Origin of the sequence: Streptomyces apocyni, assembly GCF_009739465.1 — a bacterium.
Taxonomy (GTDB): domain Bacteria; phylum Actinomycetota; class Actinomycetes; order Streptomycetales; family Streptomycetaceae; genus Streptomyces; species Streptomyces apocyni.
The window spans coordinates 310,360-335,063 of the sequence record NZ_WHOM01000045.1; the positions used below are offsets into that span (position 1 = coordinate 310,360).

26 protein-coding genes are annotated in these 24,704 nt (G+C 70.7%); 15 read left to right on the forward strand and 11 right to left on the reverse strand.

The annotated features are described in order from the left end of the window. The first annotated feature begins 7 nt into the window (after positions 1 to 7). Genes GCN81_RS11445 through amaP form a run of 4 tightly spaced genes read left to right on the forward strand, consistent with a single transcriptional unit; the run spans position 8 to position 1,871 of the window. Positions 8 to 205 carry a hypothetical protein gene (locus GCN81_RS11445; protein WP_156724330.1) on the forward strand — a complete coding sequence of 66 codons (198 nt, stop codon included), beginning with the start codon at positions 8 to 10 and terminating at the stop codon, positions 203 to 205. Further along, entirely contained in the window at positions 205 to 555 is a 351-nt protein-coding gene (locus tag GCN81_RS11450) for an Asp23/Gls24 family envelope stress response protein (protein WP_156724332.1), read from the forward strand. Before GCN81_RS11445 ends, GCN81_RS11450 begins: the two co-directional genes overlap by 1 nt. Further along, on the forward strand, positions 552 to 1,289 hold the full coding sequence (locus tag GCN81_RS11455; protein ID WP_156724334.1) for a DUF6286 domain-containing protein: 738 nt from the start codon (positions 552 to 554) through the stop codon (positions 1,287 to 1,289). The genes GCN81_RS11450 and GCN81_RS11455 overlap by 4 nt, the downstream gene beginning before the upstream one ends. A 3-nt stretch (positions 1,290 to 1,292) precedes the next feature. Then, positions 1,293 to 1,871, forward strand: coding sequence for an alkaline shock response membrane anchor protein AmaP (amaP, locus tag GCN81_RS11460; RefSeq protein WP_156724336.1), 579 nt, complete (start codon positions 1,293 to 1,295; stop codon positions 1,869 to 1,871). Between the two features lie 84 nt (positions 1,872 to 1,955). Here amaP and GCN81_RS11465 read toward each other — a convergent pair whose 3' ends face one another. The 5 genes from GCN81_RS11465 to GCN81_RS11485 all read right to left on the reverse strand — a co-directional run bounded on the left by GCN81_RS11465 (position 1,956) and on the right by GCN81_RS11485 (position 5,691). After that, positions 1,956 to 2,711: an SDR family oxidoreductase gene (locus GCN81_RS11465; RefSeq protein WP_156724338.1), complete on the reverse strand. Its 756-nt coding sequence runs from the start codon at positions 2,709 to 2,711 to the stop codon at positions 1,956 to 1,958. Between the two features lie 70 nt (positions 2,712 to 2,781). Then, positions 2,782 to 3,576 carry an SURF1 family cytochrome oxidase biogenesis protein gene (locus GCN81_RS11470; RefSeq protein ID WP_156724340.1) on the reverse strand — a complete coding sequence of 265 codons (795 nt, stop codon included), beginning with the start codon at positions 3,574 to 3,576 and terminating at the stop codon, positions 2,782 to 2,784. A 53-nt stretch (positions 3,577 to 3,629) separates the two neighbouring features. Further along, on the reverse strand, positions 3,630 to 3,866 hold the full coding sequence (locus GCN81_RS11475) for a hypothetical protein (protein ID WP_156724342.1): 237 nt from the start codon (positions 3,864 to 3,866) through the stop codon (positions 3,630 to 3,632). A 103-nt stretch (positions 3,867 to 3,969) separates the two neighbouring features. Then, positions 3,970 to 4,941: a DEDDh family exonuclease gene (locus GCN81_RS11480; RefSeq protein ID WP_156724344.1), complete on the reverse strand. Its 972-nt coding sequence runs from the start codon at positions 4,939 to 4,941 to the stop codon at positions 3,970 to 3,972. A gap of 72 nt (positions 4,942 to 5,013) precedes the next feature. Next, positions 5,014 to 5,691 carry a TetR/AcrR family transcriptional regulator gene (locus GCN81_RS11485; protein ID WP_156724346.1) on the reverse strand — a complete coding sequence of 226 codons (678 nt, stop codon included), beginning with the start codon at positions 5,689 to 5,691 and terminating at the stop codon, positions 5,014 to 5,016. A gap of 92 nt (positions 5,692 to 5,783) precedes the next feature. Here GCN81_RS11485 and GCN81_RS11490 point away from each other — a divergent pair, with 92 nt between their 5' ends. From GCN81_RS11490 to GCN81_RS11510, 5 genes are all read left to right on the forward strand, one after another. Continuing rightward, on the forward strand, positions 5,784 to 6,581 hold the full coding sequence (locus GCN81_RS11490; protein ID WP_156724348.1) for an acetoacetate decarboxylase family protein: 798 nt from the start codon (positions 5,784 to 5,786) through the stop codon (positions 6,579 to 6,581). Further along, positions 6,581 to 7,465, forward strand: a complete 885-nt coding sequence (locus tag GCN81_RS11495; RefSeq protein WP_156724350.1) for an SDR family NAD(P)-dependent oxidoreductase — start codon at positions 6,581 to 6,583, stop codon at positions 7,463 to 7,465. Before GCN81_RS11490 ends, GCN81_RS11495 begins: the two co-directional genes overlap by 1 nt. A 14-nt stretch (positions 7,466 to 7,479) precedes the next feature. Further along, on the forward strand, positions 7,480 to 8,766 hold the full coding sequence (locus GCN81_RS11500; RefSeq protein WP_156724352.1) for an amidohydrolase family protein: 1,287 nt from the start codon (positions 7,480 to 7,482) through the stop codon (positions 8,764 to 8,766). Then, entirely contained in the window at positions 8,763 to 10,025 is a 1,263-nt protein-coding gene (locus GCN81_RS11505; protein WP_156724353.1) for an amidohydrolase family protein, read from the forward strand. Before GCN81_RS11500 ends, GCN81_RS11505 begins: the two co-directional genes overlap by 4 nt. Before the next feature lie 83 nt (positions 10,026 to 10,108). Further along, positions 10,109 to 10,780 carry a VIT1/CCC1 transporter family protein gene (locus tag GCN81_RS11510; protein WP_156724475.1) on the forward strand — a complete coding sequence of 224 codons (672 nt, stop codon included), beginning with the start codon at positions 10,109 to 10,111 and terminating at the stop codon, positions 10,778 to 10,780. 2 nt (positions 10,781 to 10,782) lie between these two features. Here GCN81_RS11510 and GCN81_RS32695 read toward each other — a convergent pair whose 3' ends face one another. Then, positions 10,783 to 13,905 (reverse strand): NACHT domain-containing protein, encoded by a 3,123-nt coding sequence (locus tag GCN81_RS32695; RefSeq protein ID WP_197287573.1) that lies wholly within the window; start codon positions 13,903 to 13,905, stop codon positions 10,783 to 10,785. A 187-nt stretch (positions 13,906 to 14,092) separates the two neighbouring features. On the opposite strand from GCN81_RS32695, the gene GCN81_RS11520 reads away from it, so the two are divergent. Together GCN81_RS11520 and GCN81_RS11525 are read left to right on the forward strand one after the other, a co-directional pair. Then, complete coding sequence (locus GCN81_RS11520) at positions 14,093 to 15,019, forward strand: sterol desaturase family protein (RefSeq protein WP_156724355.1); 927 nt, start codon at positions 14,093 to 14,095, stop codon at positions 15,017 to 15,019. After that, positions 15,016 to 15,714, forward strand: coding sequence for a lysoplasmalogenase (locus GCN81_RS11525; protein WP_156724357.1), 699 nt, complete (start codon positions 15,016 to 15,018; stop codon positions 15,712 to 15,714). Before GCN81_RS11520 ends, GCN81_RS11525 begins: the two co-directional genes overlap by 4 nt. Here the strand turns inward: GCN81_RS11525 and GCN81_RS11530 are convergent. Continuing rightward, positions 15,683 to 16,762: a copper resistance D family protein gene (locus GCN81_RS11530; RefSeq protein WP_231626639.1), complete on the reverse strand. Its 1,080-nt coding sequence runs from the start codon at positions 16,760 to 16,762 to the stop codon at positions 15,683 to 15,685. The genes GCN81_RS11525 and GCN81_RS11530 overlap by 32 nt on opposite strands. Positions 16,763 to 16,937: 175 nt before the next feature. Beyond that, on the reverse strand, positions 16,938 to 18,482 hold the full coding sequence (locus tag GCN81_RS11535) for a S8 family serine peptidase (RefSeq protein WP_156724359.1): 1,545 nt from the start codon (positions 18,480 to 18,482) through the stop codon (positions 16,938 to 16,940). Positions 18,483 to 18,808: 326 nt separating this feature from the next. On the opposite strand from GCN81_RS11535, the gene GCN81_RS11540 reads away from it, so the two are divergent. From GCN81_RS11540 to moaA, 3 genes are all read left to right on the forward strand, one after another. Next, entirely contained in the window at positions 18,809 to 19,201 is a 393-nt protein-coding gene (locus GCN81_RS11540) for a DUF485 domain-containing protein (protein WP_156724361.1), read from the forward strand. Then, a complete protein-coding gene (locus GCN81_RS11545; protein WP_156724363.1) occupies positions 19,198 to 20,817 on the forward strand; it encodes a solute symporter family protein in 1,620 nt (539 codons plus the stop codon). The genes GCN81_RS11540 and GCN81_RS11545 overlap by 4 nt, the downstream gene beginning before the upstream one ends. A gap of 208 nt (positions 20,818 to 21,025) precedes the next feature. Continuing rightward, on the forward strand, positions 21,026 to 22,015 hold the full coding sequence (gene moaA / locus GCN81_RS11550) for a GTP 3',8-cyclase MoaA (protein WP_156724364.1): 990 nt from the start codon (positions 21,026 to 21,028) through the stop codon (positions 22,013 to 22,015). Here the strand turns inward: moaA and GCN81_RS11555 are convergent. Together GCN81_RS11555 and GCN81_RS11560 are read right to left on the reverse strand one after the other, a co-directional pair. Continuing rightward, entirely contained in the window at positions 21,998 to 22,228 is a 231-nt protein-coding gene (locus GCN81_RS11555; RefSeq protein WP_156724366.1) for a hypothetical protein, read from the reverse strand. The genes moaA and GCN81_RS11555 overlap by 18 nt on opposite strands. Before the next feature lie 236 nt (positions 22,229 to 22,464). Next, positions 22,465 to 22,839 carry a DUF3099 domain-containing protein gene (locus GCN81_RS11560; protein WP_156724367.1) on the reverse strand — a complete coding sequence of 125 codons (375 nt, stop codon included), beginning with the start codon at positions 22,837 to 22,839 and terminating at the stop codon, positions 22,465 to 22,467. Positions 22,840 to 23,052: 213 nt separating this feature from the next. Between GCN81_RS11560 and GCN81_RS11565 the strand changes: the two genes are divergently transcribed. After that, entirely contained in the window at positions 23,053 to 23,325 is a 273-nt protein-coding gene (locus GCN81_RS11565) for a GlsB/YeaQ/YmgE family stress response membrane protein (RefSeq protein ID WP_156724369.1), read from the forward strand. A gap of 84 nt (positions 23,326 to 23,409) precedes the next feature. On the opposite strand, the gene tyrS is transcribed toward GCN81_RS11565, so the two are convergent. Beyond that, positions 23,410 to 24,678 (reverse strand): tyrosine--tRNA ligase, encoded by a 1,269-nt coding sequence (gene tyrS, locus GCN81_RS11570; RefSeq protein ID WP_156724370.1) that lies wholly within the window; start codon positions 24,676 to 24,678, stop codon positions 23,410 to 23,412. Positions 24,679 to 24,704: the final 26 nt, after the last annotated feature.

Sequence of the window (24,704 nt, forward strand, 5' to 3'; positions counted from 1 at the left end):
GCTCGCGATGAGCATGGCGGTGGTCGGCCTCCTGGCGGGCATGGGCCTGGGCTTCGCCGCGTACTTCGGCGGGTTCGGCGCGTTCCTGCTGGTGGCGGCGCTCGGCGCGCTCGGCCTCCTGGTGGGGCGGTACGTCGACGGCGATCTGGACCTGGGTGACCTGTTCCGCGGCCGTGGTGATACCCGCGGCGACCGGCGGCGGTAGTGGCGGCGACGCGGGTCGCGCCGGGCGAGCGCGGCGCGACCCGGATCGCCGACCGGGTTGTCGCGAAGATCGCCGCACGGGCGGCGGGTGAGGCGCTGCGTCACGGCACGCCCGAAGGCGCCGATATCCCGCACGCCACGGTCGTCGTCCAGCACGGCAGGGCACGGGTGCGGATCAGCCTGGAACTCGGCTTTCCCGGCGACATCGGCGGTCAGTGCGCCGCCGTACGCCGCCAGGTCAGCGAGCGGGTGGAGACGCTGACGGGTATGGACGTACGGGAGGTCACGGTCCAGGTCGAGCGGTTGCACTCGGCGGCGACGCGCGTGGCGGCACAGGAGAGGGCGCGATGAGCGAGGACGAGGACGGCGGCGCCACCGAGCGGCTGCCGATCGTCGGAAAGGCCCCAGCGGGGAAGGCCTCGCCAGGCGAGGCACCGCCAGGCGAGGCACCGCCGGGCAAAGTACCAGCGGAACTCGACCAGTCCGCCTCCGCCGCGTCCTACACACCGGTTCTCGATGACGGAGACGACGGCGACGCCAGCCCCCGTGGCCGTCTCTGGTCCACGCGCCGCGCCCCGGCAGCCGTCGTGGCCCTGCTGGTACTCGGCGCGGCCGGGCTGCTGCTGTACGACCTGGCGGCGGTACGCGCCGACCGCCCGGCCATGCGATGGCGGCGCGCACTGGCCACGGAACTCGCCGAGCGCCCGCTCGACGACCTCTGGGTCCTGGTCGGAGCGGGGCTCGCGGCCGCGATCGGCGTGTGGCTGCTGGTCCTCGTGGCCACACCGGGACAGCGCTCCGTGCTCGCGATGCGTGCCGACGCCCCTGATGTACGGGCCTGGCTCGACCGCGACGCCGCGGCGCTGGTGCTGCGCGACCGGGCCATGGAGGTGTCGGGGGTGCGGTCGGTACGGGTCCGGGTGACGCGCTCGCGGGTCGAGGCGCGCGCCGTGGCGCACTACCGGGAGCTTGACGACGTACGCACTGACCTGGACACCACGCTGAGCGAGGGCATGCGCGGGCTCGGCCTGGTGCATGCTCCGGCGTTGTCGGTGCGGGTGGCGCGGCCGGGGAAGAGGGGCTGAGCGATGCTGAGGACGGTCAACCGCGTACTGCTCGGTGTGGTGGGCCTGGCGCTGCTGGTGCTGGGCGGTGCGGTGCTCGCCACCGGGCTCGGGGCGCCGATGCCGTCCTGGTGGCTGTACGACGGGCCCGGCGACGTCCTGCTGAGCGACGCGGACCGTACGCGGTGGCGGGACGCGGGGTGGTGGTGGCCGGTGGTCTTCGCGGTGCTGGTCGCGCTGGTGCTGGTCACTCTGTGGTGGCTGCTGGCCCAGGCCCGCCGTGGCCGACTGGCCGAGGTCCTGGTCGACAGCGGCGACGGGCAGGGCGCGCTGCTGCGCGGGCGGGCGCTGGAGCGGGTGATGGTGGACGAGGCCGAGGCGCTGGAGGGCGTACGGCGGGCACAGGTGACGCTGACCGGAAAGCGCGGCACGCCCGAGGCCCACGTCCACCTCCTGCTGGAGGCGCACGCGGAGCCCGCGGACGCACTGGAGCGGCTGTCCGCCGACGCGGTGGCGCGGGCCCGCGACTCGGCGGGCCTGGCCCGGCTCCCGGCCGAGGTCCGGATGCGGGCGGCCCGACACCGGGCCCAGCGGGTCAGCTGACCCCTGGAAGCGAAGCGGTGCCGCAAGAAGCGGTGCCGCAAGAAGCCGTGCCGTAAGAAGCCGTGCCGTAGGAATCGGGTGCCGCTAGAAGCCGTGCCGCGCACCGCCGTCCACCGACAGCATGACGCCGGTGACATACGACGCCGCGGGGGAGAGCAGAAACGCCGCCGCGCGGCCGAACTCCTCCGGGGTGCCGTAGCGGCGCAGCGGCACCCGCGCCTCGTTGGCCGCGCGGGTGGCCTCCGGGTCGGCTGACAGCCCATCGAGCTGACGCATCCGGTCGGTGCTGATCCGGCCGGGGAGCAGCCCCACCACCCGGATGCCACGCGGGCCGAGCTCGACCGACAGCGACTTGGCGAAACCCGCGAGTCCGGGGCGAAGGCCGTTCGAGATGGTCAGCCCCGCGATCGGCTCATGCACCGAGCCGGACAGGACGAAGCCGATGACGCCGCCCTCACCGAGCTCGGCCGCCGCCGCGCGGGCCAGCCGCACCGCGCCGAGGAACACCGAGTCGAAGGCCGCCTGCCACTGTGCGTCGGTGTTGTCGGCGGCGAAGCCGGGGGCCGGGCCGCCCACGCTGACCAGCACGCCGTCGAGGCGGCCGAACCGCTCACGCGCGACCCCGATCAGGCGGGCGGCGGCGTCCGGGTCGGCGTTGTCCGCGGCGACGCCGAGCGCGTTCGGGCCGAGTGCGGCGGCGGCATCGGCGACCGTCTTCGCGTCCCGCCCGGTGATGACGACCCGCGCACCGTCCGCGACCAGCTCGCGGGCCGCCGCGTGGCCGAGCCCACGGGTGGCGCCGGTGACGACGTACACGCGGTCCTTCAGTCCAAGATCCATGGGCCCTATCCTGCCGCGCCGCACCCATCCGAAGCGAGAGGGCCGCCAGTAGGACCAGGGCCTGTCCGGCCTAGACGGCAGTCGCCTCGGCCGGTTCCGGCTCCCGCGTGGCGCTCCGCTGCCTGCGGTCGCGGACCTCGCGGCGTACGAGGATCACCCAGCCGACCGGGACCGCGGCCACGAACAGCCACCACTGGACGGCGTACGCCATGTGCGCGCCGATCGAGTCCTTGTCGGGCGCGCCGATCAGCTCGGGGCCCTCGCCGTCCCGCGGCCGGGGCTCGATCAGCTCCACATAGCCGCCGAGTACCTCTTTGCCGAGGGTCTTGGCCTGCTGCGCGCTGCTGATCAGCATGGTCTGCCGGGGCGGCAGTCCCTTCAGGTCCCGGATGCCGCTCGCATCCGTCGTCTGGTCGGCCATCAGGCGGCCGGTGATGGTGACCTCGCCCTGCTCGGGGGCCGGTACGTCGGGGAAAGCCTGCTGGTCGGCGGCGGTGGGCACCCAGCCGCGGTTGACGAGCAGCACGCGTCCGCCGTCGAGGACGAGAGGGGTCAGCACATGGAAGCCGACCCGGTCATCGGAGTTGGTCCTGCGGCGGACGACGACCTCGTGCTCGGTGTCGTACGTGCCGGTCGCGGTCACTCGGCGCCAGTAGTCGGCGCGCGGGACGGTGTGCCCCGGCTCGGTGAGCTGGGTGACGGGAACCGGCGCCGCGTCGAGGTTCTCGGCGATCAGAGCGTTCTGCGCGACGCGGTGCTGATGGCGGTGCAGCTGCCAGAAGCCCAGTTCGACCATCACTGGGATGAGCACGAGGGCGAGCAGGGTGAGGAACACCCACTGCCGGGACAACAGGAAGCGGTACACCCCATGACCGTACAACTCGCCCATGAGGTGACCGCCGGGAGGGTGCGCTCAGCTCACACCTTGTCGACGATTCCCACCTGACCCTTCTCCGCGCGAGCGCAGTGGGCCCCGCAGTACCAGTGGCCCTCGACCTCGACGCCCTGGCCGATCACCTGCACCCGGCAGTGTTCGCACAGGGGTGCCATCCGGTGGATGGCGCAGGCGAAGCAGTCGAAGACGTGCACCGCGCCCTGCGCGTGCACCTCGAAGGACATGCCGTAGTCGTTTCCGCAGACTTCACAACGTGCCATGCGCCACAGGGTGGGATGCGGGCAGGCCCCGACGTGGGCGGCATGCGGGCGGGGCCCGCCAAATCACCCGTTTGCCCAGGGCCCGCTTCTGAACCCCTGGGCCCTACGCCGGGACCACGTCCCGCAGCAGCTGGCCAAAGGCGGCCTCGTCGATGACGGGGGTGCCGTACGCCTTGGCCTTGACGGTCTTGGAGGTCCCGGCGTCCGGGTCGTTGGTCACCAGCAGGCTGGTCAGCCGGGAGAGGCTGGTCGCGATGTGCAGTCCGGCCTCGACCGCGCGGTCCTCCAGCAACTCACGCTCCACCGAGGTGTCCCCGGAGAACGCCACCCGCATCCCCTGCTTGAGCGGCTGGCCCGGCTCGTACCGTCCCGGGTTCGGGTAGGGGCACGGCGGACGCTTGCGCGAGGGACGCCAGCTGCCCTGGCCGTACGACCCGTGGCTGGCCTGGTGGCCGATACGTGGCGTGGCGGGGCTCTGGCTCCACTCGGTGAGCGGACGGCACTCCAGAAGCGGCAGCCGCACCCCGCCGCTCGCCGCCGCGTGCAGGCTGGGCCGGAACGCCTCGGCGAGCACCCGCGCGTCGTCCAGCGCGTGGTGGGCGTGCTGCTGCTCGACCCCGAAGTGCGCGGCGAGCGAGGCCAGCTTGTGGTTGGGCAGCGGCAGGCCCAGCTCCTTCGACAGGGCGATGGTGCACAGCCGCTGCCGTACGGGCGCGGTGCGCTCGGCGCGCGCGTACTCGCGGGCGATCATCGACCAGTCGAAGACGGCGTTGTGGGCGACCAGTACCCGGTCGGCGAGCCGGTCGGAGAACTCCTGGGCGATTTCACCAAACAGCGGCGCGTCCTTGAGGACGTCACTCGTCAGACCGTGAATCCACACGGGTCCCGGATCACGCTGCGGGTTGACCAGTGTGTACCAGTGGTCCTCGACATCGCCGCGGGCGTCCAGCCGGTACACGGCAGCGGACACTATCCGGTCGTCGCGGGCGAGGCCGGTGGTCTCCACGTCGACGACCGCGTACCCCTGCGGGTACGCGGTCGGCCACGGGGCTGCGGTCGTGTGGTCTTCGAGCATGGTCCCAGAGAATACGACCCGGCACTGACAGCGTGGACCGGGACCGGTGACTCGCGTTGACGGGCCCGGATGTTAGGGGCGGTCCGCCGGGCGGCTCGCCGTGTCCAGCAGACCGTCCACCAGGGCGCGTACGGACACGTCGAAGAGCCGGTCGGGATCGGGCGGCCCGGCCAGGGCACGCGCCAGCGCCGGGTCCTGGTCAGCGGTCGTGGTGTCCCACAACTCCTCGTCGCCGGGCCGCTGTACCGGCGCGCGTTCGCGGTTGCGTTCCACCAGAACGAACCCGACGACCTGGAACTGCACCGCGCGGACCACGTCCGCCGCGCGGGCGCCGCGTAGGCCCGCCGCGTGCACTTCGTGCACCAGGGCCTGGGCGGCGGGCTGGAACATCCGCTCGGTGAGGCCGCGTTCGTGGACCATCGCCACCAGGTGTGGGTGGTCGCGCAGCCGGCGGCGCAGGGCGCGGGCGACGGAGACGATGCGCTGGGCGGGGGTGTGGCCATGGGGCCGGATCTCGCCGAGCTCCCGTACGGTGCCGGCGACGAGGGCGTCCAGGAGTGACTCGCGGTTGCCGACGTGCCAGTAGATCGAGGTGACGGCCGTGCCCAGTTCGGCGGCGAGCTTACGCATCGTCAGGGCGTCCGGGCCGTGCTGCTTCACCAGGGTGGCGGCGGTGTCGAGGACCTCATCGCGGGTCAGCGACGCTCGCGCGCCTCGCGCCCCTCGCGCCGGTCTCGGCGCTTCGCTCATCGGTCCCCCTCAATTCGGTTTCCCGCACGGCTCTTTACCCTTCACTCCGCCCGGTGTAACAGTGTTACACGACCTAGGAAGGGTGGTACGACATGGCACGCGTTCGGTACGGCGCACGCACCGAAGCCGAGATCACCGCGTCGCGCACCGCACATTCCCAGCTCCCCGACATCTGGTCCACCGGCGTCACAGCCGTGTGGGAGAGCGACCCGGACACGGTGGCCGCGGTCCTCCCGCCACCACTGAAGCCGACCGGGCGGCCCCTCGTACGGGCCAACATCAGCAAGGTCGACCTGCCCGGCTACCCGCTCGGCGCCGGTTCGGTCGCGGTCGCCGCAGAGCACGACGGCATCGACGGCTGGTACCCCCTGGTGATGCCGATGACCCACGAGCGCGCCCTGATCGGCGGCCGCGAGGTCTTCGGCGAACCCAAGAAGCTGGGCGAGGTCACCGTCGAACGCGACGGTCTTGTGGTACGCGCCGCGCTCGCCCGCCACCAGATCGCCTTCGTCGAGGTGCGCGGAGCCGTCAGCGGCGACCTGCCGCTCCCCGAGCCGACCCGCAAGACCGACTTCTACTTCAAGTTCCTGCCCGCCGTGGACGGCTCGGGCTTCGACGCGGACCCGGTCCTGGTGCACTGCGTACGCAACGAGAAGGTGCGCAGGCTGGAGCGGATCACCGGCGACGTGGTGCTGCGCGAGTCGATGTACGACCCCGTCGCCGACCTTCCCGTCCGACGCCTGGTGGAGATCACCATCGGCGAGAAGACCACCGACCAGCGGGGCCGGGTCGCCGAACGGGTCAGCGCCCAGGCCCTGCTCCCGTACCTCCACCAGCGGTACGACGATCCGCAGCAGGCACTCGACGGGCCACCGGAAGGCAGCGTCTGATGCGCCTCGAGACAGGACAGGTCGCCGTGGTCACCGGCGCGGCCAGCGGCATCGGCCTCGCCCTGGCACGCAGGTTCGCCGCCGACGGGCTCAAGGTCGTCCTCGCGGACGTCGAGGAGGACGCCCTGCACCAGGCCGCCGCCGGCCTGAAGGAAGACGGCGCCGACGTGCACGCGCGCGTAGTGGACGTCGCCGACCGCGCGTCCGTACGGGACCTGGCGGACGCGGCCTACGACACCTACGGCGCGGTGCATGTGCTCTGCAACAACGCGGGCGTCGGCTCCGGCGCCGAGGGCCGCATGTGGGAGCACGAGCCGAACGACTGGGCATGGGCCTTCGCGGTCAACGTGTGGGGCGTCTTCCACGGCATCCAGGCCTTCCTGCCCAGGATGCTCGCGGCGGGCGAGCCCGGCCATGTCGTCAACACCTCATCCGGGGACGGCGGGATCGCCCCGCTGCCCACCGCGTCCGTGTACGCGGTCACCAAGGCCGCCGTCGTGACGATGACCGAGTCGCTGTACGCCCACCTCAAGGCCGAGGACGCGGCGGTCGGAGCCTCGGTGCTCTTCCCCGGACCGCACATGCTGCGCACCGGCCTCTGGGACTCACACCGCAACCGACCCGAGCGGTACGCCAAGGTGCGCCCCCGCAGAGCCCCCTACCGCAGCCTCGACCAGTGGGAGACGGCGATGCGGGAGGCCGGGCAGGAGGTGTGGTTCACCCCGGTCGAGGAGGTCGCCGACTTCGTCGCCGAGGGGATCGGAGCCGACCGCTTCTGGCTGCTGCCCGAAAGCGAGCACAGCGACCGGCAGATCAGGGCCAGGTCGCAGTCGATGCTCAGCCGCGCCAACCCGGCGTACCTCGAACGCTTCATCCTCGACTGACTGAGGGACACCTGATGACGGACTTCACCGACCCCTATCTGATCATCTCCTCCGACTGCCACGCCGGACTCCCCACGGAGGAGTACCGGCCCTATCTCGACCGGCGTTTCCACCGTGCCTTCGACGAGTTCCTCGGACGGCAGGGCGCCCGCCGCGAGGAGATGACCCGGCTCGGCGTACGCAACGAGGCGTTCGCCGCCAAGTGGTTCCACGACAACGAGGAAGGCCTGCGCGGCGGCTGGGACACCGCGCAGCGCCTCAAGGAGCTGGACGGCGACGGAGTGGCGGCCGAGGTCGTCTTCCCGGACGCCGACGCCGTGGACAGCCAGACCGCCGCCCCCTTCGGGGTGGGCCTCGGGCTCTCCGGCGACCAGGACCCGGAGCTGGGCATGGCGGGCGCCCAGGCGCACAACCGCTGGCTGGCGGAGTTCGTCGGCGAGCATCCCCAGCGGCACTGCGGCGTCGCCCTGCTGCCGGTCACCGGCGAGGTCGACCGGGTCGTCGCGGAGATCCACCGGGCCAAGGAGTCCGGGCTCGGCGCGCTGATGATCCCGTCCATGTGGGTCGACAAGGAGCCGTACCACGACCGGCGTTACGAGCCGGTCTGGGCGGCGGCCGCCGAGACCGGCATGCCGCTGGTCACCCACTCCGGGGCGGCCCCGCGCCACGAGTACGGCGACCACCTCGGCATCTACGTCTCCGAGGTCACCTGGTGGCCCGCCCGGCCCCTGTGGTTCCTGCTCTGGTCCGGTGTCTTCGAGCGCCACCCGGCGCTGAAGTTCGGCGTCGCCGAGTCCGGTTGCTGGTGGCTACCGAACCTCCTGTGGTTCATGGACCGGCTCTACCTGGGCGCTCACGGCGGCAAGAAACTCTCACCGTTCGCCGAACTGAAGCGGCCTCCGCACGAATACCTCGACCGGCAGCTGTTCGTCTGCGCCACCAACACCAAGCGCCGCGAACTCGCCCAGCGCTACGAGATCGGCGTCGACAACATCCTATGGGGCTCCGACTTCCCGCACCCGGAGGGCACCTGGCCCGACACGCGCGCGTGGCTGAGGAACACCTTCCACGACATCCCGGTCACCGAGACCCGCCGCATGCTCGGCCTGGCCGCCGCCGAGGTCTTCGGCTTCGACACCGACGCACTCGCCCCGATCGCGCGCCGGATCGGCCCCACCCCCGCCGACCTCGGCCAGCCAGCCGACCAGGCGGCCGTACAGGCCTCCTGGGCACGGTCCCGCGAGGTCGGCCGCCACTGGCTCACCGACCACGACTTCCCGACCCTGGGGGTGTCGTCATGACGGACGGCCACCAGCCCATCGACCCTGCCGACCCCGCCGCCCGCTACACCGTCATCTCGGCCGACTGCCACGCGGGCGCCGACCTCCTCGACTACAAGCCGTATCTGGAGTCCCGGCACCACGAGGCCTTCGACGCCTGGGCGGCCACGTACGTCAACCCGTACGAGGACCTGCTCGCCGACACCGCGGACAAGAACTGGAACTCCGGCCGCCGCGTCGCCGAGCTGGAGGCGGACGGCATCGTCGCCGAGGTCGTCTTCCCCAACACCATCCCGCCGTTCTTCCCGTCCGCGTCACTGATGGCACCGGCCCCCACCCGCGAGGAGTTCGACCAGCGGTGGGCGGGCCTGCGTGCCCACAACCGCTGGCTGGCGGACTTCTGCGCGGCGGCGCCCGGCCGCCGATCGGGCGTCTTCCAGGTCCTCCTGAACGACGTCGACGCGGCCGTCGACGAGGTCCGCTGGGCACACACGGCGGGCCTCACCGGCGGACTGCTGCTGCCCGGCACCCCACCGGGTTCCGGCCTGCCCGAGCTGTACTCGGCGGCGTACGACCCCCTCTGGGCGGTCTGCGCGGAACTGGGCGTCCCGGTCAACCACCACGCGGGCTCGGCGTCCCCGCCGCTCGGCGACGAACCGGCCGCCCGCGCCGTGTTCATGGTGGAGACCACCTGGTTCTCGCACCGCGCCCTGTGGCACCTGATCTTCGGCGGCGCGTTCCGCCGCCACCCAGATCTACGCCTGGTCCTCACCGAACAGGGCTCCGGCTGGATACCCGGCGTACTCGACATGCTGGACTACTACCACGGCCGCCTGGTCGCCGCCGCGACGAAGGCCGACACGGCCGAGTCCAAGTTCGGCGCCGGACTCGCCGCGGCGATGGGCAAGGGCCCCAGCGAGGTCTGGAGCGACAACTGCTTTGTCGGCGCCAGCTTCATGCGCCCCCACGAGGTGCCGCTGCGCGACCGGATCGGCCTCGACAAGATCATGTGGGGCAGCGACTACCCACACGACGAAGGTACCTACCCCTACAGCCGCGAAGGCCTCCGCATCGCCTACGCGGGCCTGCCCCACCAGGAGATCGCCGCCATGGTCGGCGGCAACGCCGCCCGCGTCTACGGCTTCGACCTGGCCCGCCTGGACCCGATCGCGGCCAGAGTCGGCCCCACCGCCGCCGAACTGGCCGAACCGCTCAAGGAGCCCCCGACCGACGCCACCTCACCGGTCTTCGCGCCGGGCGGATCGGTCCGCGTGTGGTGACCACAGCCCGTGAGAGCCCGTGAGACCCTCCCCAGGTGAGCGACCAGCCGCCGCCCTGGCACGACGAGGCCCACCACGACGCCATGGGCACCCGCCTGAACTGGCTGCGCGCCGCCGTACTCGGCGCCAACGACGGCATCGTGTCCACCGCGGGCCTCGTCGTCGGCGTCGCGGGCGCCACCACCGACCGCGGCACCCTGCTGACGGCGGGCCTGGCGGGACTGCTCGCCGGGTCCCTGTCCATGGCCGCGGGCGAATACGTCTCCGTGTCGTCCCAGCGCGCCTCCGAGCAGGCGGCCCTGGCTCTGGAGCGACGCGAGCTGCACGACCAGCCACAGGCCGAACTCGCCGAACTGGCCGGTCTGCTCCAGGCACGCGGCCTCAGCGAGGAGGTGGCCCGCGAGGCGGCCGAGCAACTCACCGAGAGGGACGCCCTGCGCGCTCACGCGCGCGTGGAACTCGGCATCGACCCCGACGCCCTCACCAACCCCTGGCACGCGGCGGGCGCGTCGTTCCTGGCCTTCACGGTCGGCGCGCTGCTGCCCCTCCTCGCGATGGTCCTGCCTTCGGCAGGACTGCGGCTGCCCCTCACCGTGGTCTCGGTGCTGGCGGCGCTGGTGCTCACCGGGTGGGGGAGCGCGCGACTGGGGGCGGCGCCGGTAGGAGCGTCCGTACTGCGGATGGTGAGTGTGGGCGCGCTGGCCATGGCGGTGACGTATGCGGCTGGGTCGTTGCTGGGGGCCGCGGGGGTGTGAGATCAGATCCTGTCGCGGCGCACCACGAGCCGCTCCGGCGGGAAGAGTTCGGCGCCGGTCACGGACATGTCGTCGGTGATGGTGACGGTGAGCCCCGCTCTGTCCGCCAGGGCGCTGAGATCGAGTGGCCCGCTGAGTGACGTCAGTCTGACGTTGGCCAGGTCGGGCAGGTCCCGCAACGGCTCCAGGCCACCAGAGGGTTGGCACTGCACCAGGAGGAGCTCCCGCAGGTGGGTGAGCGACGTGAGCAGGCTCAGATCGAGGGGCGCCATGTCAAGGAGCGCGAGGCAGGTGATCCGCTCAGCTTCCTCTCGCATCAGCGCGAGCTGACTCAGCTGTGTCTGCCCGGTGAGTGTGAGCTGCGTGAGCCGGGGCCACCGTCCCAGTCCGTCCAGGCCCACATGACGGGTCTGGCGCGCCAGCGAGAGGCAGGTCAGCTGCTCCCCGACAGGCAGTTCGGCGACGCTCTCGACCAGGACGGGGTGGTTCAGATGAAGCGATACGAGTGCGGAGATGTCCCGCAAGGGTTCCAGGCAGACATCGACGGATACGTCGGTCAGCGTCAGGTGCTCCAGGGCGGTCCCGGCCAGGGGCGTCAGGTCCCGTAGGGACGGACACCAACTGAGGCCCAGGACGGTGAGTCCCGGAAAGGAGGTGACGAGGGACAGGTCGGTGAGTGTGTCGTTCTCGTCAATGACCAGCGATTTGGGATGGGCCACCGCGTGCAGCGGGGACAGGTCCGCGTGGTCACCCGTCACGAACACGTGCCGGGCATGGGGTACGTGACGCAGAGCCTTGAGTTGCTCGGGTGTGGTGACGCGGAGGTAGGCGGTGTTCCACGGGTTTTCCGCCAGGATCTCCGTGGCGTACGGCTCGGTCTCGAACGCTCCCCAGGCCCGCGAGACGTGCAAGGCGACCTGGTCGCGGGTGTCCTCCCGGAAGCGTGCCACCACCGCGAAGGCCGCGTCCCCCTTGACCAGCTCCGCGGTCCGCACCACCGCCGCCGCCTCGTACTCACTCAGCTCCTGAGGCTCCGGCAGCCCCGCGAGCAGCTCAAGCGCCAACTCCCCGGCCTTGGCCAGCTCCTCGGCGTCCGCCTGGCTCCGGGGCGGAAGGAGATCCTTGGCCCGCTCCTCGACCGTCGCCCGTACCCCGGGGTCCAGCTCTGGTGCGTGTTCCAGACAGGCCGTCGCCAGCAGCACCAGCCGGTGGCTCAGGCGAGGGGCTCGGTCGGCGCGCTGCAGCAGCTTCTTGAGCAGCCGCGCCCGCTCCTCCACGCGCGCGTGCCCCACGGCCATTTGCACGACGTCATCCCAGGTGTCGTCGTGCGCGTTCTTCACCAGGGCGCCGAAGTCGCGCTCCTCCACCGCCGCCTTCGCCCCCAGGTAGTCCTGGAACGTACGGTGGACGAACTCCACGGCGCCTGGCACGGGTTCGCGCAGCAGGCCGCTGCGGATCAGCAGATGCGTGAAGACCTGCTCGGCGGTGCCCTGGACCTGGGGCATGGCGGTGAGCCACCAGGCCACCATCTCCACGGCCTCCGCGCGGTCGGCCTCCACCTGGCCGTTGCGGATCAGCCAGTAGGCGAGCTTCCGCAGCAGAGTCGTCTGCTCCTCACGGGTGAGGTCGACGCCCTCGACGCACGACACCTCGCGCTCCGTGTCACGTCGTACGAGCAGCATGTCCAGCGCCGCGTCGTACAGTTCCTTGCGGGCCCGTGGCAGCTGCATTCGGCGGTCCCGGTTCAGGGCGCAGAGCAGCGCGCACATCAGCGGGTTGGTGGCGAGGCGTCCCAGGTCCCTGCGGGTGGTGACAGCGCGCCGCAGCGCGGCCTCGCAGGAGTCGAGGAGGGCACGCTCGCGGTCGTCGTGGCATTCCTGTCGCGCGGCCTCGTGCCAGTGTCCGATGAACGACCGCAGGTCGCCGCGTTCCATCGGCAGCAGGGAGTGTCCGATGAACCCGTGCGGCGCCAGCCAGTCCTCGGGTATCGCCGACGGCCGGGTCGTCACGACATAACGGGCGTGGGGATAGGCCGTGATGAGGGACTTGAGCCAGATCTCGGTGCGGCGCCGCAGCCGCAGCGGCACCTCGTCCACACCGTCGACCAGGACCAGTGCCCGGCCGTCGGAGAGGAGGCTCTCCACCCAGCCCGTAGGCGCCGCCCCGTGCAGCGGGACACCCGCGGCCCGGAGGAACTCATCCGGCGAGGGAAGTGCGTCGACGGAGGTGAAGGCCCTCAGCCGCAGCACGAAGGGGACACACCGGTTCCAGTCGCTGAGGTCGGCACCGAAGCCTCGCCGCGCTGCGTTCAGCGCCAGCCACTGGACCAGGGTGCTCTTGCCCGAGCCGGCGGGGCCGCGCAGCACCAGACGATCGGCGCCGGACAGGGCCTGGTCGACCCTGACCGATGTCTGCCCCGCGCCATGGAGCCCGAACTCTCCCTGCCGGGTCCGGCCCGCGCTCACGCTGAGGCTGATGTACGCCGCCTCCAACGACCACTCGCGCGCCGACTGCCCCAGCGTCAGCCCGAAGAGCTCGAGCCGCCCGTGCGTCCGCGCCACGAAGTCCGCGTACCGCTGCTCAAACGCGAGCGCGTCACCGCCGTTGGACGTGGGCCTGGGTCTGGGTAAGCCCTCCTCCAGGAGCTGTCGGCTGTGCCGGGTCTGCTCCACCGCCGCGCGGGCCAGGAACGAGGGATGCGCCGTCAGTTGCTCCACCGCGTGCTCGCAGCAGAGCAGCAGCAGTTCCGCGTACAGCGCGCGGCCCCGCTCGCTCAGCCCCGCGTCAGGCGGGGGCAGTTCCTCCCGCAGTCGCCGCGCGTCGAGGCCCGCGGCGAAGACGCGGTTCAGGTCGAGTGGTTCCACGGCGGCGAGGGCGGTGCGGACGTCCTCGGCCGCCGCCAGTCGTTCGTTGTCTGCCAGCCCTGGGTACGCGTCGGCGAGCCGCCGGGCCAGCGCGTCCGCCAGGCGATCCGTCTGGGCGGCCGCCTGACCGCGCGCCCACGGGGTGCGCCGTATCGGGTCCCGCACCAATCCGGCACCTGACGGCGACGACAGCAGGGACTTGGCAACTGCCCCAGCCACCGTCGCCGAGATCCTGGCCAGTACGACCTCGGCTCCCTGCATTCCCCCGCCCCCTCAGCGCTCCGGTCGCCTTGCCCCGCCCCGTGTATCGCCGCCGCCCGGACCCGCATCGTAGGGCGAGGGGCGGTGCCGATTGGTGGAGATCGCCAAGATCTCGGGGTGTACCGGCGGTAATACTTGTCGGTAACAACCTCTAGCGGCGGCCGACCAGGGCGCTTACGGTGCACCCATGCCGAACCTGCCCGATGTCGTGCTGTGGTCCATACCGGCCTTCGTGCTGCTCACTGTCGTCGAGATGGTGAGCGTACGACTGCACCCGGATGAGGACGAGGCCGGATACGAGACCAAGGACGCGGCCACCAGCATCACCATGGGGCTCGGCAGCCTCGTCTTCGACCTGCTGTGGAAGATACCGATCGTCGCCATCTACATGGTGGTGTACGAACTGACGCCCCTACGGGTGCCGGTGCTCTGGTGGACGGTCCTGCTGATGCTGCTCGCGCAGGACTTTTTCTACTACTGGTCGCACCGCGGTCACCATGTGATCCGGATTCTGTGGGCCTGCCATGTGGTGCACCACTCCAGCCGGAAGTTCAACCTCACCACCGCGCTGCGCCAGCCCTGGACGAGCCTCACGGTCTGGCCGTTCTACCTGCCGCTCATCGCCTGTGGTGTGCACCCGGCGGCGCTGGCCTTCTGTTCGTCGGCGAATCTCGTCTACCAGTTCTGGATCCACACCGAGCGCATTCACAAGCTGCCGCGCGCCTTTGAGTTCGTCTTCAACACGCCCTCGCACCACCGGGTGCACCATGCCTCGCAGGGCGGCTACCTGGACCGTAACTTCGGCGGGATTCTGATCGTCTGGGACCGGATGTTCGGTTCCTTCACGCCGGAGACGGACCGGCCCGTGTTCGGGCTCACCAAGAACATCGAGACATACAACCCGCTGCGGGTGGCCACCCATGAGTACGTGGCCATCGCCCGGGACCTCAGGGCGGCGGAGAGTTGGCGCGAGCGGGCGGGGCGGGTCTTCCGCGGGCCGGGGTGGTCGCCTCGGCAGCCTGCCGTGGCAGCCCAGCCAGCCCAGCCAGCCGAGCCAGCTGGGGCGGCCGAGCCAGCCGAGGCGACGGAGTCAGTCGCCAAGGGGGCCGTATGAGCCGGGACCGCCTCGGCCACCTGCTGCTCGCCGCCTTCGCGCTGGCCGTGGCCGGAGACCTCGGGTCGCTGCTGGCTGGCGTCGACGTCGGCCACAGCGTCTGCAAGCCGTTGCTGATGCCGCTGCTCGCCGGGTACACGGCCCTACGTGGCGGCCCGCGGCTGCTGGTCGTCGCGCTGCTGTTCGGCTGGGGCGGGGACGTGCTGCTCCTGTTCGACGCCGAAGTGGCCTTCCTCGCCGGGATGGCCTCGTTCGCCGTGGGACACGTCTGCTATCTGGTGCTGTTCGCCCGGTATGGCACGACGCGCGGGCGTAGCGGCCTGCTGGGCGCGGGATACGGCGTGGCCCTGGTCGGCACCGTAGCGCTGCTCTGGTCCGACCTGCCGTCCGAGCTGCGGGTCCCGGTCGCTGGGTACAGCCTGCTGCTGACCGCGATGGCCTTCCGTGCGACCCGGAGCGGTCTCGCCGCGGGGCTGGGCGGAGCGCTCTTCCTGCTCTCGGACACCCTGATCGCCACCGGCGTCGCGGAGTGGCCGCAGCTGCCGAGGCCCGACTTCTGGATCATGCTCACCTATCTGGCGGCACAGTGGCTGCTGGCCCAGGGCGTCTCGGCGGCGGCGCGCCGTCCGGCCGTACCCGGTCCCGGTCAACAGACGGCGGGCGCTACCACCAGATCGGCGTCGGCACCGCGGTGAGCAGCGCCGATACCACGACGGCAACCCCCAAGGTGACCACTTCGGCACGGGCGGGCACGACGGCCGAGTACGGGTCGGGGGAGTGCCGCAGCCGACGGCGAGCCAGCACCGCCAGGACCGCGATCACGGCGACCAGCAGGAGCTTGGCCACCATGGTGCGCCCATACGCCGTGTCGAACACGGAGTCCAGCGGCAGCCTGCGCAACGTCGAGCAGATGCCCGTCACCGTGATCGCGGCGAACAGAACGGCCGCCACGCGCGCGTAACGGCCCAACAGGGCGACGGCCGCCTCCGGCTGGGAGCCCTGGCGCCACACTCGCATCGTCCGCAGTACGTGCAGCAGGCCGCCCGCCCACAGTGCCGCGCAGGTCAGATGAACCAGCGTCAGCGCGCTGCCCACCATGGGTGTGCTCTCCGGCCAGGGGTGCGCGCGCAGCGCCTCCGCCACGATCAGCGCGCCGAGCGGGAGTACGGCGATGCCCGGGCGGCGCGACTGGGCACAGAGCGCGGCCGCGACAAAGCCGTTGACCTCGATCAGGGCCAGCAGTCCGTCCCGGGACTGGTACAGCCGGTCCATGCTGAGGTCGGCCGGGCTCTGCGGCACCAGGTTGCCGTTGGCGACGATGACGGCCAGGCCGGCCGCGGCGAGCGCCCCCACCGACGCGGCCGCCACGCCCCAACTCCGCGGCCTGGCGGGCGGCGCGTCCGGGACCCGCCGGGCGAGCCAGGCGGTGCCCACCTCGCCGACCTGCACGCACAGCGCCGCGTACAGCAGCGTACGGAGCAGGGTGATGAGGCCGGTGCCAGGCGCCTCCCGCTCGCCGGTGCCGTCCAGGACCGCGGACGGGCCGAACAGGGGCACCAGTACCGCCGCCAGGAGGAGCACCAGTACGGCCGCGGCCCGCCCGTACGCGGCCCGCCGCGACGAGGAGGGTCCTTCGGGGCGGTGCGGGCGTGTAGGCGGCGACGCGGATGCCGCGGATTCCGCGGGTGTCACGGATGCCGCGGGTGTCACGGACGCCGCGGCTGAGGGCCGGGACATGCTCATTGAACGATCTTGACCGGACTGGTTTGGTCCAGCAAGCCTTGCTCGTCCGTCTGGTACGAAAATGCAACATTTTGCCTACGTCATACCTCAAGGGGTGACATGCGACACGGGCCGCCCCGAGGGACGGCCCGTGCCAGGAACTGAGGTGACGCGGTGTTACCAGCGAACCGCTGTGTTACCAGCGAACCGCCTTCAGCGCGTCCACGACACCGTGGCCGAAGAAGCCGTTGTAGTACTTGCCACCCTCGCAGGTGGCGTTGATCTCGCCGTCACCGTCGGGGTCGTACTCCGTCGGGCACGCCATGGGCTTGGCCTGGAACTTGAGCATCCACTTGAGCTGCTTGGCGGAGGCCCACGGGTGCTCCGACTTCAGGAGCGCCAGGACACCGGCCGCGTGCGGGCTGGCCATCGAGGTGCCCTGCTTGTAGCCGTACTCACCGTTCAGCACGGTGGACAGGATGCCACCGCGCCGGTCCGGGGCCTCGTTGTCCGGAACGCCCGGGATCTGGTAGCGCATGTCGCCACCGGGGGCGGCGACATCGACCTCACCGAGACCGTACGTCGAGTAGTACGACTTCGCGTCCTCGACGCCCGTGGCGGACACCGACATCACGGCCGGCAGCTGGGTCGGCACGTCCGGGCACTCGGACGGGTCGATGACCCGGTCGACCGGGGTGCTGTCGTTCGGGCTGCTGGAGTCCGGCAGTTCGTCGGCCGCGAGGTCGACGTTCGAGTTACCGGCCGACCCGATGTTGACTGTGCCCTTGCGCTCGGCGAAGTGGGTCGCGCGGGTGAGCGCGTCGACGATCGCCTTCTGGTCCGGGTGCGTGACGCAGTTGAACAGCCACGGGTCAACGTAGTAGCTGTTGTTGGTGACGTCGATGCCCTTGTCGGCAGCGAACATGAAGGCGCAGACCACTGCCTCGGCGTAGAAGAAGCTGTCCTTCGGCGTGCTCACCTTGATGCCGGAGACCTTGACTCCGGGCGCGACACCGGCGACACCGATGCCGTTGCGGGGCGCGGCGATCGTACCGGCGACGTGCGTGCCGTGGTCGCTGCCGTCCGCGTACGGACGCCAGGCGCCCGGGGAGGTGTCCGGGACACCGGAGACGCAGTTCGCCGACTTGTCGGCGGCGAAGTTCGGCGCGAGGTCCGGGTGGGTGTCGTCCACGCCGGTGTCGATGACGCCGACGGTCACCCTGCTGCTACCAGGGTTGATCTTGTGGGCCTTGTCGGCCTTGATGGACTTCAGGCCCCACAGGTCGGGCTCCAGGGGCTCCTCGCCGTCCTTGGCCTCGGCGCTGATCTTGGCGGCCTCGGCCGCGGTCAGCGTCTTCGTCTCGCCCACGTCGGTGGTGGCGAGCGGAGTCAGCGGGGCGGTGCGGGTGGCACCGGCCGACTGGACACCGGGGACCGAGCGCAGTTCCGCGCCGAAGTCCGGGTTGGTCGAGTGAGCGACCGTCACACCGATCTTCTTGTGGGTGGTGACGACCGTGCCGTCGGCGTCGGCTATCGCCTTACGGACCCGCTTCAGGGTGCCGTAGTTGGCCTTGGAGTTGACCACGTACGACAGCAGTGGGCCGTCCGCCTTCTCGGCGGTGGGCGCCGTCTGCGGTGCGGCACTCGCGCCGGCAGCCGGGAGGAAGCCGAGCGACGCCGTCAGCGCCAGCCCGAGCGGCACCGCGATCAGGCGCCGCCGTCTGGAACGCAGATGAGCCATGGGGTCTCCACATCATCCGTAGACCAAGAAGCCCGAACGCACGCCGCGCCCGGACAGGTACATGATCAGTAGTCCCGGCGAAACTACCGTCGATCAGCCTCGTTGGGCAACGAGTTCCCAGATATCGAGTTCCTCAATAAGGCGAAGATTGCGCTCCGTTGAACCAGACCGCGCGCGTCGCCGTGCGGAGGGCAAGGGGACCGACCAGCATCGGCCACCTGCCGGATCACGCGCGGTGGATCAGTCTCACCGGAAGACCGTGTGATCCCCCGAAACCGCGAGGCCCCATGCCCCACACCACCGCACCCGCGTCGCAAGGAGATTCCGTGGCCACCGAAGCACCACCACCGTCGGAGGGAGACTCCGCCGTGGACACCACCGTGCCCACCACCGCGGACCCCGCCGTGCCCACCACCGAGGCGTACCGGGAGGTGCAGGCGAGTGCGGAGTTCGGCGAGCTGCGCCGGGCGTACCGCTCCTTCGCCTTCCCGCTGACCGTCGCCTTCATCGCCTGGTACCTGATGTACGTGCTGCTCTCGATCTACGCGGGCGGCTTCATGGGCGCCAAGCTCGTCGGCAACATCAACGTCGCCCTCGTGCTCGGAATCGCCCAGTTCGTCACCACGTTCCTCATCGCCTGGTACTACTCGCGGCACGCCGCCGCCGTCCTCGACCCGAAGGGTGAGGCGATCAAGTCCCGTATGGAGGCCGACGCATGAGCCAGCACGTCCTGCTCGCCGCCTCGGAGGCGAGCGAGCACCGGCCGCTGATCATCGCCCTGTTCACGGCTTTCGTCCTGGCGACCCTCGGCATCACCGTATGGGCCGGGCGGCAGACCAAGAGCGCCGCCGACTTCTACGCGGGCGGCCGACAGTTCACCGGCTTCCAGAACGGCCTCGCCATCTCCGGCGACTACATGTCGGCCGCGTCCTTCCTCGGCATCGCGGGCGCCATCGCGCTGTTCGGGTACGACGGCTTCCTGTACTCGATCGGCTTCCTGGTCGCCTGGCTGGTGGCGCTGCTCCTGGTGGCCGAACCGCTGCGCAACTCCGGACGCTTCACCATGGGCGACGTACTCGCCTACCGGATGCGACAGCGGCCGGTGCGTACCGCCGCCGGCGCCTCCACCATCGTGGTGTCCATCTTCTATCTGCTCGCGCAGATGGCGGGCGCGGGCGTACTGGTCTCGCTGCTGCTCGGCATCACCAGCGACGCGGGCAAGGTCGGCGTGGTCGCCCTGGTCGGCGTGCTGATGATCGTGTACGTCACTATCGGCGGCATGAAGGGCACCACCTGGGTGCAGATGGTCAAGGCCGTGCTGCTCATCAGCGGCACCCTGCTGATCACCTTCCTGGTCCTGCTGAAGTTCGACTTCAACGTCTCCGACCTGCTCGGCAAGGCGGCGGAGAACAGCGGTCACGGCGCGGCCTTCCTGGAGCCCGGACTCAAGTACGGACTCACCCCGACCACCCAGCTGGACTTCATCTCACTGGGCGTCGCGCTCGTCCTGGGCACGGCGGGGCTGCCGCACATCCTGATCCGGTTCTACACCGTGCCGACCGCCAAGGCCGCCCGGAAGTCGGTCAACTGGGCCATCGGGATCATCGGCGGCTTCTACCTGATGACCATCGCCCTGGGCTTCGGAGCCGCGGCCATCGTCGGCCCGGAGACGATCACGGAATCCAACAAGGCGGGCAACACCGCGGCCCCGCTCCTCGCCCTGCACATCGGCGGAGTCGACTCGGCGGGTGGCGCGATCCTGCTGGCGGTGATCTCCGCGGTCGCCTTCGCCACCATCCTGGCGGTCGTCGCCGGACTGACCCTGGCCTCCTCGTCGTCCTTCGCGCACGACATCTACGCCAACGTCATCCGCAGAGGACAGGCCACCGAGAAGGAGGAGGTCCGCGCGGCGCGCTGGGCGACCGTCCTCATCGGCATCGTGTCCATCGCACTCGGCGCGATGGCCCGCGACCTGAACGTCGCCGGTCTGGTGGCCCTCGCCTTCGCGGTCGCGGCCTCCGCCAACCTGCCGACGATCCTCTACAGCCTGTTCTGGAAGCGCTTCACCACCCAGGGCGCGCTCTGGTCGATCTACGGCGGCCTGAGCTCGTCGGTGCTGCTGGTCCTCTTCTCGCCGGTGGTGTCCGGGAAGCCGAGCTCGATGTTCCCGGACGTCGACTTCCACTGGTTCCCGCTGGAGAACCCCGGACTCATCTCCATCCCGCTGGGCTTCCTGCTCGGCTGGCTGGGAACGGTCCTGTCCAAGGAGGAGCCGGACACCGGCAAGTACGCCGAACTGGAGGTCCGCTCCCTCACCGGAACCGGAGCACACTGATCCACGAACGCTGGAGCATCCGACTCCGCGCAGGTCACGGCCGTGTCGTAGGTCCCTACGACACGGCCGCGCCGCTCCTCGTGGGATCGGGCCCCCTCCGCTGTCAGCGGCGTCACGTAGTCTCGTTCTGTACTGATCTCACGCTGTACTGATCTCAAGGTGTACGGATTCCGATGTGCACTCACCCGGACACAGGGAGGGGGCCGACATGCTGATCGACACGTACGGCCGCGTGGCCACCGATCTGCGGGTCTCGCTGACGGACCGCTGCAATCTCCGCTGCACGTACTGCATGCCCGAAGAAGGCCTCCAATGGCTGGCCAAGCCCGACCTCCTCACCGATGACGAGATCGTGCGGCTGATCCGGATAGCCGTGACCCAGCTCGGGATCGAGGAAGTCCGCTTCACCGGCGGCGAGCCGCTGCTGCGCCCCGGCCTGGTCGGCATCGTCGAGCGGTGCGCGGCCCTGGAACCCCGCCCCAAGATGTCCCTGACCAGCAACGGCATCGGCCTCAAGCGCACCGCCAAAGCCCTCAAGGCGGCCGGCCTCGACCGGGTCAACGTCTCGCTGGACACCCTGCGCCCCGACGTCTTCAAGACCCTCACCCGCCGCGACCGCCACCAGGACGTCCTGGACGGCATGGCGGCCGCCCGTGAGGCCGGACTGACCCCGGTCAAGGTCAACGCCGTACTGATGCCGGGCCTCAATGACGACGAAGCCCCCGACCTGCTCGCCTGGGCCGTGGAGAACGACTACGAGCTGCGGTTCATCGAGCAGATGCCGCTGGACGCCCAGCACGGCTGGAAGCGCGACGGCATGATCACCGCCGGTGACATCCTGCGGTCGCTGCGCACCCGCTTCACCCTCACGGAGGAGGGGGAGCAGGAGCGCGGCTCGGCACCCGCCGAGCGCTGGACCGTCGACGGCGGACCGCACCGCGTCGGCGTGATCGCCTCGGTCACCCGCCCGTTCTGCGCGGCCTGTGACCGTACCCGCCTCACCGCTGACGGCCAGGTCCGCACCTGTCTGTTCGCGACGGAGGAGACCGACCTGCGCGCCGCCCTGCGCTCGGAGGCGCCGGACGAGGAGATAGCCCGCATCTGGAAGCTGGCGATGTGGGGCAAGAAGGCCGGTTCAGGTCTGGACGACCCGAGCTTCCTCCAGCCGTCCCGCCCGATGTCAGCGATCGGCGGCTGACGCCTCCCAGTCCGCGAGCCGGACCACATCCTTGAGGAAGCCGCGCATGCTCAGGAACTTACTGAGGTGCTCGCGGTGTTCGTCGCAGGCCAGCCAGGTCTTGCGGCGCTCGGGAGTGTGCAGCTTCGGGTTGTTCCAGGCGAGCACCCACTGAGCGTCCGCCCGACAGCCCTTGGCGGAGCACTGCGGAGTGGCGGGGGGCTCGGGGGTCATACCGGGAAGGTTCACGGTCCCAGCCTAGTAGCCCCGTAAAACCAGTAGCCCCACACAAGAGGTGGCCCCAAAAGAGGCGACGCCGAGCAGCCACGGGGGGAGCTGCCCGGCGTCGGTCTGTCGCTCCGACGGGGGATGCGGAGCGCGTACGCAGTATGTCACGGGCGACCCGGTGCGGTGCACCGGAACTACATGATTGATCTGAGCTTTTCTTGAGCTTCGTGGACTGGTACGGATCAGCTCCCGCGCCCCGGCCGATCGCCCGCGGACCCCACGGTGGATTCCGCTGGAGGCTCCGCGCCGTGGTCCGAGTCGGCCGCCGCCAGCATCGGGCGGCCTGGCGTCGAGACGAACGAAGACGGCAGCGAAGGCGCGTTCTCCCGGCCCGCGTTGGCGATGACCACGGAGATATAGGGGAGCAGTACGCCGAGCACCAGCGCGACGATCGCCACATGGCGCTCGATGTTCCACAGCACGCCCGCGAGGATCACCGCGGCCGTACGGATCGACATCGAGATCACGTACCGCCGCTGTCTGCCCCGCACATCGTCCGCGAGGCTCTGCCGTGCTCCGGTGATCCGGAAGACCTCGCCGCCACGCCGCTTCCGCATCACGCTCCACCGCCCTGCCGACTGCCGGGCTCTCCCCGGCCCGGACAGCTTCCACGGTACGCCTCGGCTGGGACACCAGGGAGAGCGGGTCCTGCCACGGCCCGGCGCGACCACCGCGTCATGCCCCGTACCCCACCGCCCGACATGCGCCGTACCGTCAGGGGACCGACACTGGCCGTAACTGCTCACCCGAGCCGTTATAAGGAGGCAGACGTGGGCTGGTTGTGGGCCATCATCGTGGGATTCGTACTGGGAATCCTCGCCAAGGCGATCCTTCCCGGCAAGCAGCATCTGCCGCTGTGGATGACCACAGTGCTCGGCATCATCGGCGCGATCATCGGCAACTCGATGGCCGCGGGGTTCGGGATCGACGAGACGCGGGGGATCGACTGGGGCCGTCACGCCCTGCAGCTGGCGGCGGCCGTGGTCCTCGTCTTCGCGGGAGACTACGTCTACAAGATGGTCAAGGGCAGACAGCCGACCTGACACGGGAGCATGCGAAAGGGCCGGTCCACGGGGGACCGGCCCCTTCGCACGCCTGCTGCCCGCGCGCGTCGCGCGGCTGTCGCGTCAGCCCGCGACGACCTCGATCGCCGCGAGGTTCTTCTTGCCCCGGCGCAGCACCAGCCAGCGCCCGTGCAGCAGATCCGCCGCGTCCGCGACCGCGTCCTCGCCGGTGACCTTCGCGTTGTTCACGTAGGCCCCGCCCTCCTTGACCGTGCGGCGGGCGGCCGACTTGCTCGCTACCAGACCGACCTCGGCGAACAGGTCCACCACTGGACCGAGCTCGCCGACCCGTGCGTGCGGCACCTCGGAGAGCGCCGCGCTCAGCGTCGCCTCGTCCAGCTCGCCCAGGTCACCCTGGCCGAACAGCGCCTTGGACGCGGCGATGACCGCCGCGCACTGGTCAGCGCCGTGCACCAGCGTCGTCAGCTCCTCGGCGAGCGCCCGCTGAGCGGTCCGCGCCTGCGGCCGCTCCTCGGTCAGCTTCTCCAGCTCTTCCAGCTCCGTCCGGCTCTTGAAGCTGAGGATGCGCATGTACGTCGAGATGTCACGGTCGTCGACATTCAGCCAGAACTGGTAGAAGGCGTACGGCGTGGTCATCTCCGGGTCCAGCCAGATCGCACCGCCCTCGGTCTTGCCGAACTTGGTCCCGTCCGCCTTGGTCATCAGCGGCGTGGCCAGGGCGTGCACGGCCGCATGCGGCTCCAGGCGGTGGATCAGGTCCAGACCCGCGGTGAGGTTGCCCCACTGGTCGCTGCCGCCCTGCTGCAGGACACAGCCGTAGCGCCGGTACAGCTCCAGGAAGTCCATGCTCTGCAGCAGCTGGTAGCTGAACTCGGTGTAGCTGATGCCCTCGTCGGACTCCAGGCGGCGGGCGATGGAGTCCTTCGTGAGCATCTTGTTCACCCGGAAGTGCTTGCCGATGTCCCGCAGGAACTCGATGGCGGACATGCCCGCCGTCCAGTCCAGGTTGTTGACCATGGTGGCCGCGTTCGGGCCCTCGAAGGTGAGGAAGGGCTCGATCTGGGCGCGCAGCCGCGCGACCCATCGCGCGATGGTCTCCGGGTCGTTCAGGGTGCGCTCGGCGGTAGGACGGGGGTCGCCGATCTGCCCGGTCGCCCCGCCCACCAGCGCCAGCGGCCGGTGCCCGGCCTGCTGGAGGCGGCGGACGGTGAGCACCTGCACCAGATGCCCGACGTGCAGGCTGGCCGCGGTCGGGTCGAAGCCGCAATAGAACGTGACGGGTCCGTCCGCGAGCGCCTTGCGCAATGCGTCCTCGTCAGTGGACTGGGCGAACAGCCCGCGCCACTTCAGCTCGTCGACGATGTCCGTCACGGTTCTCGTGTCTCCTTGGTGCGCGA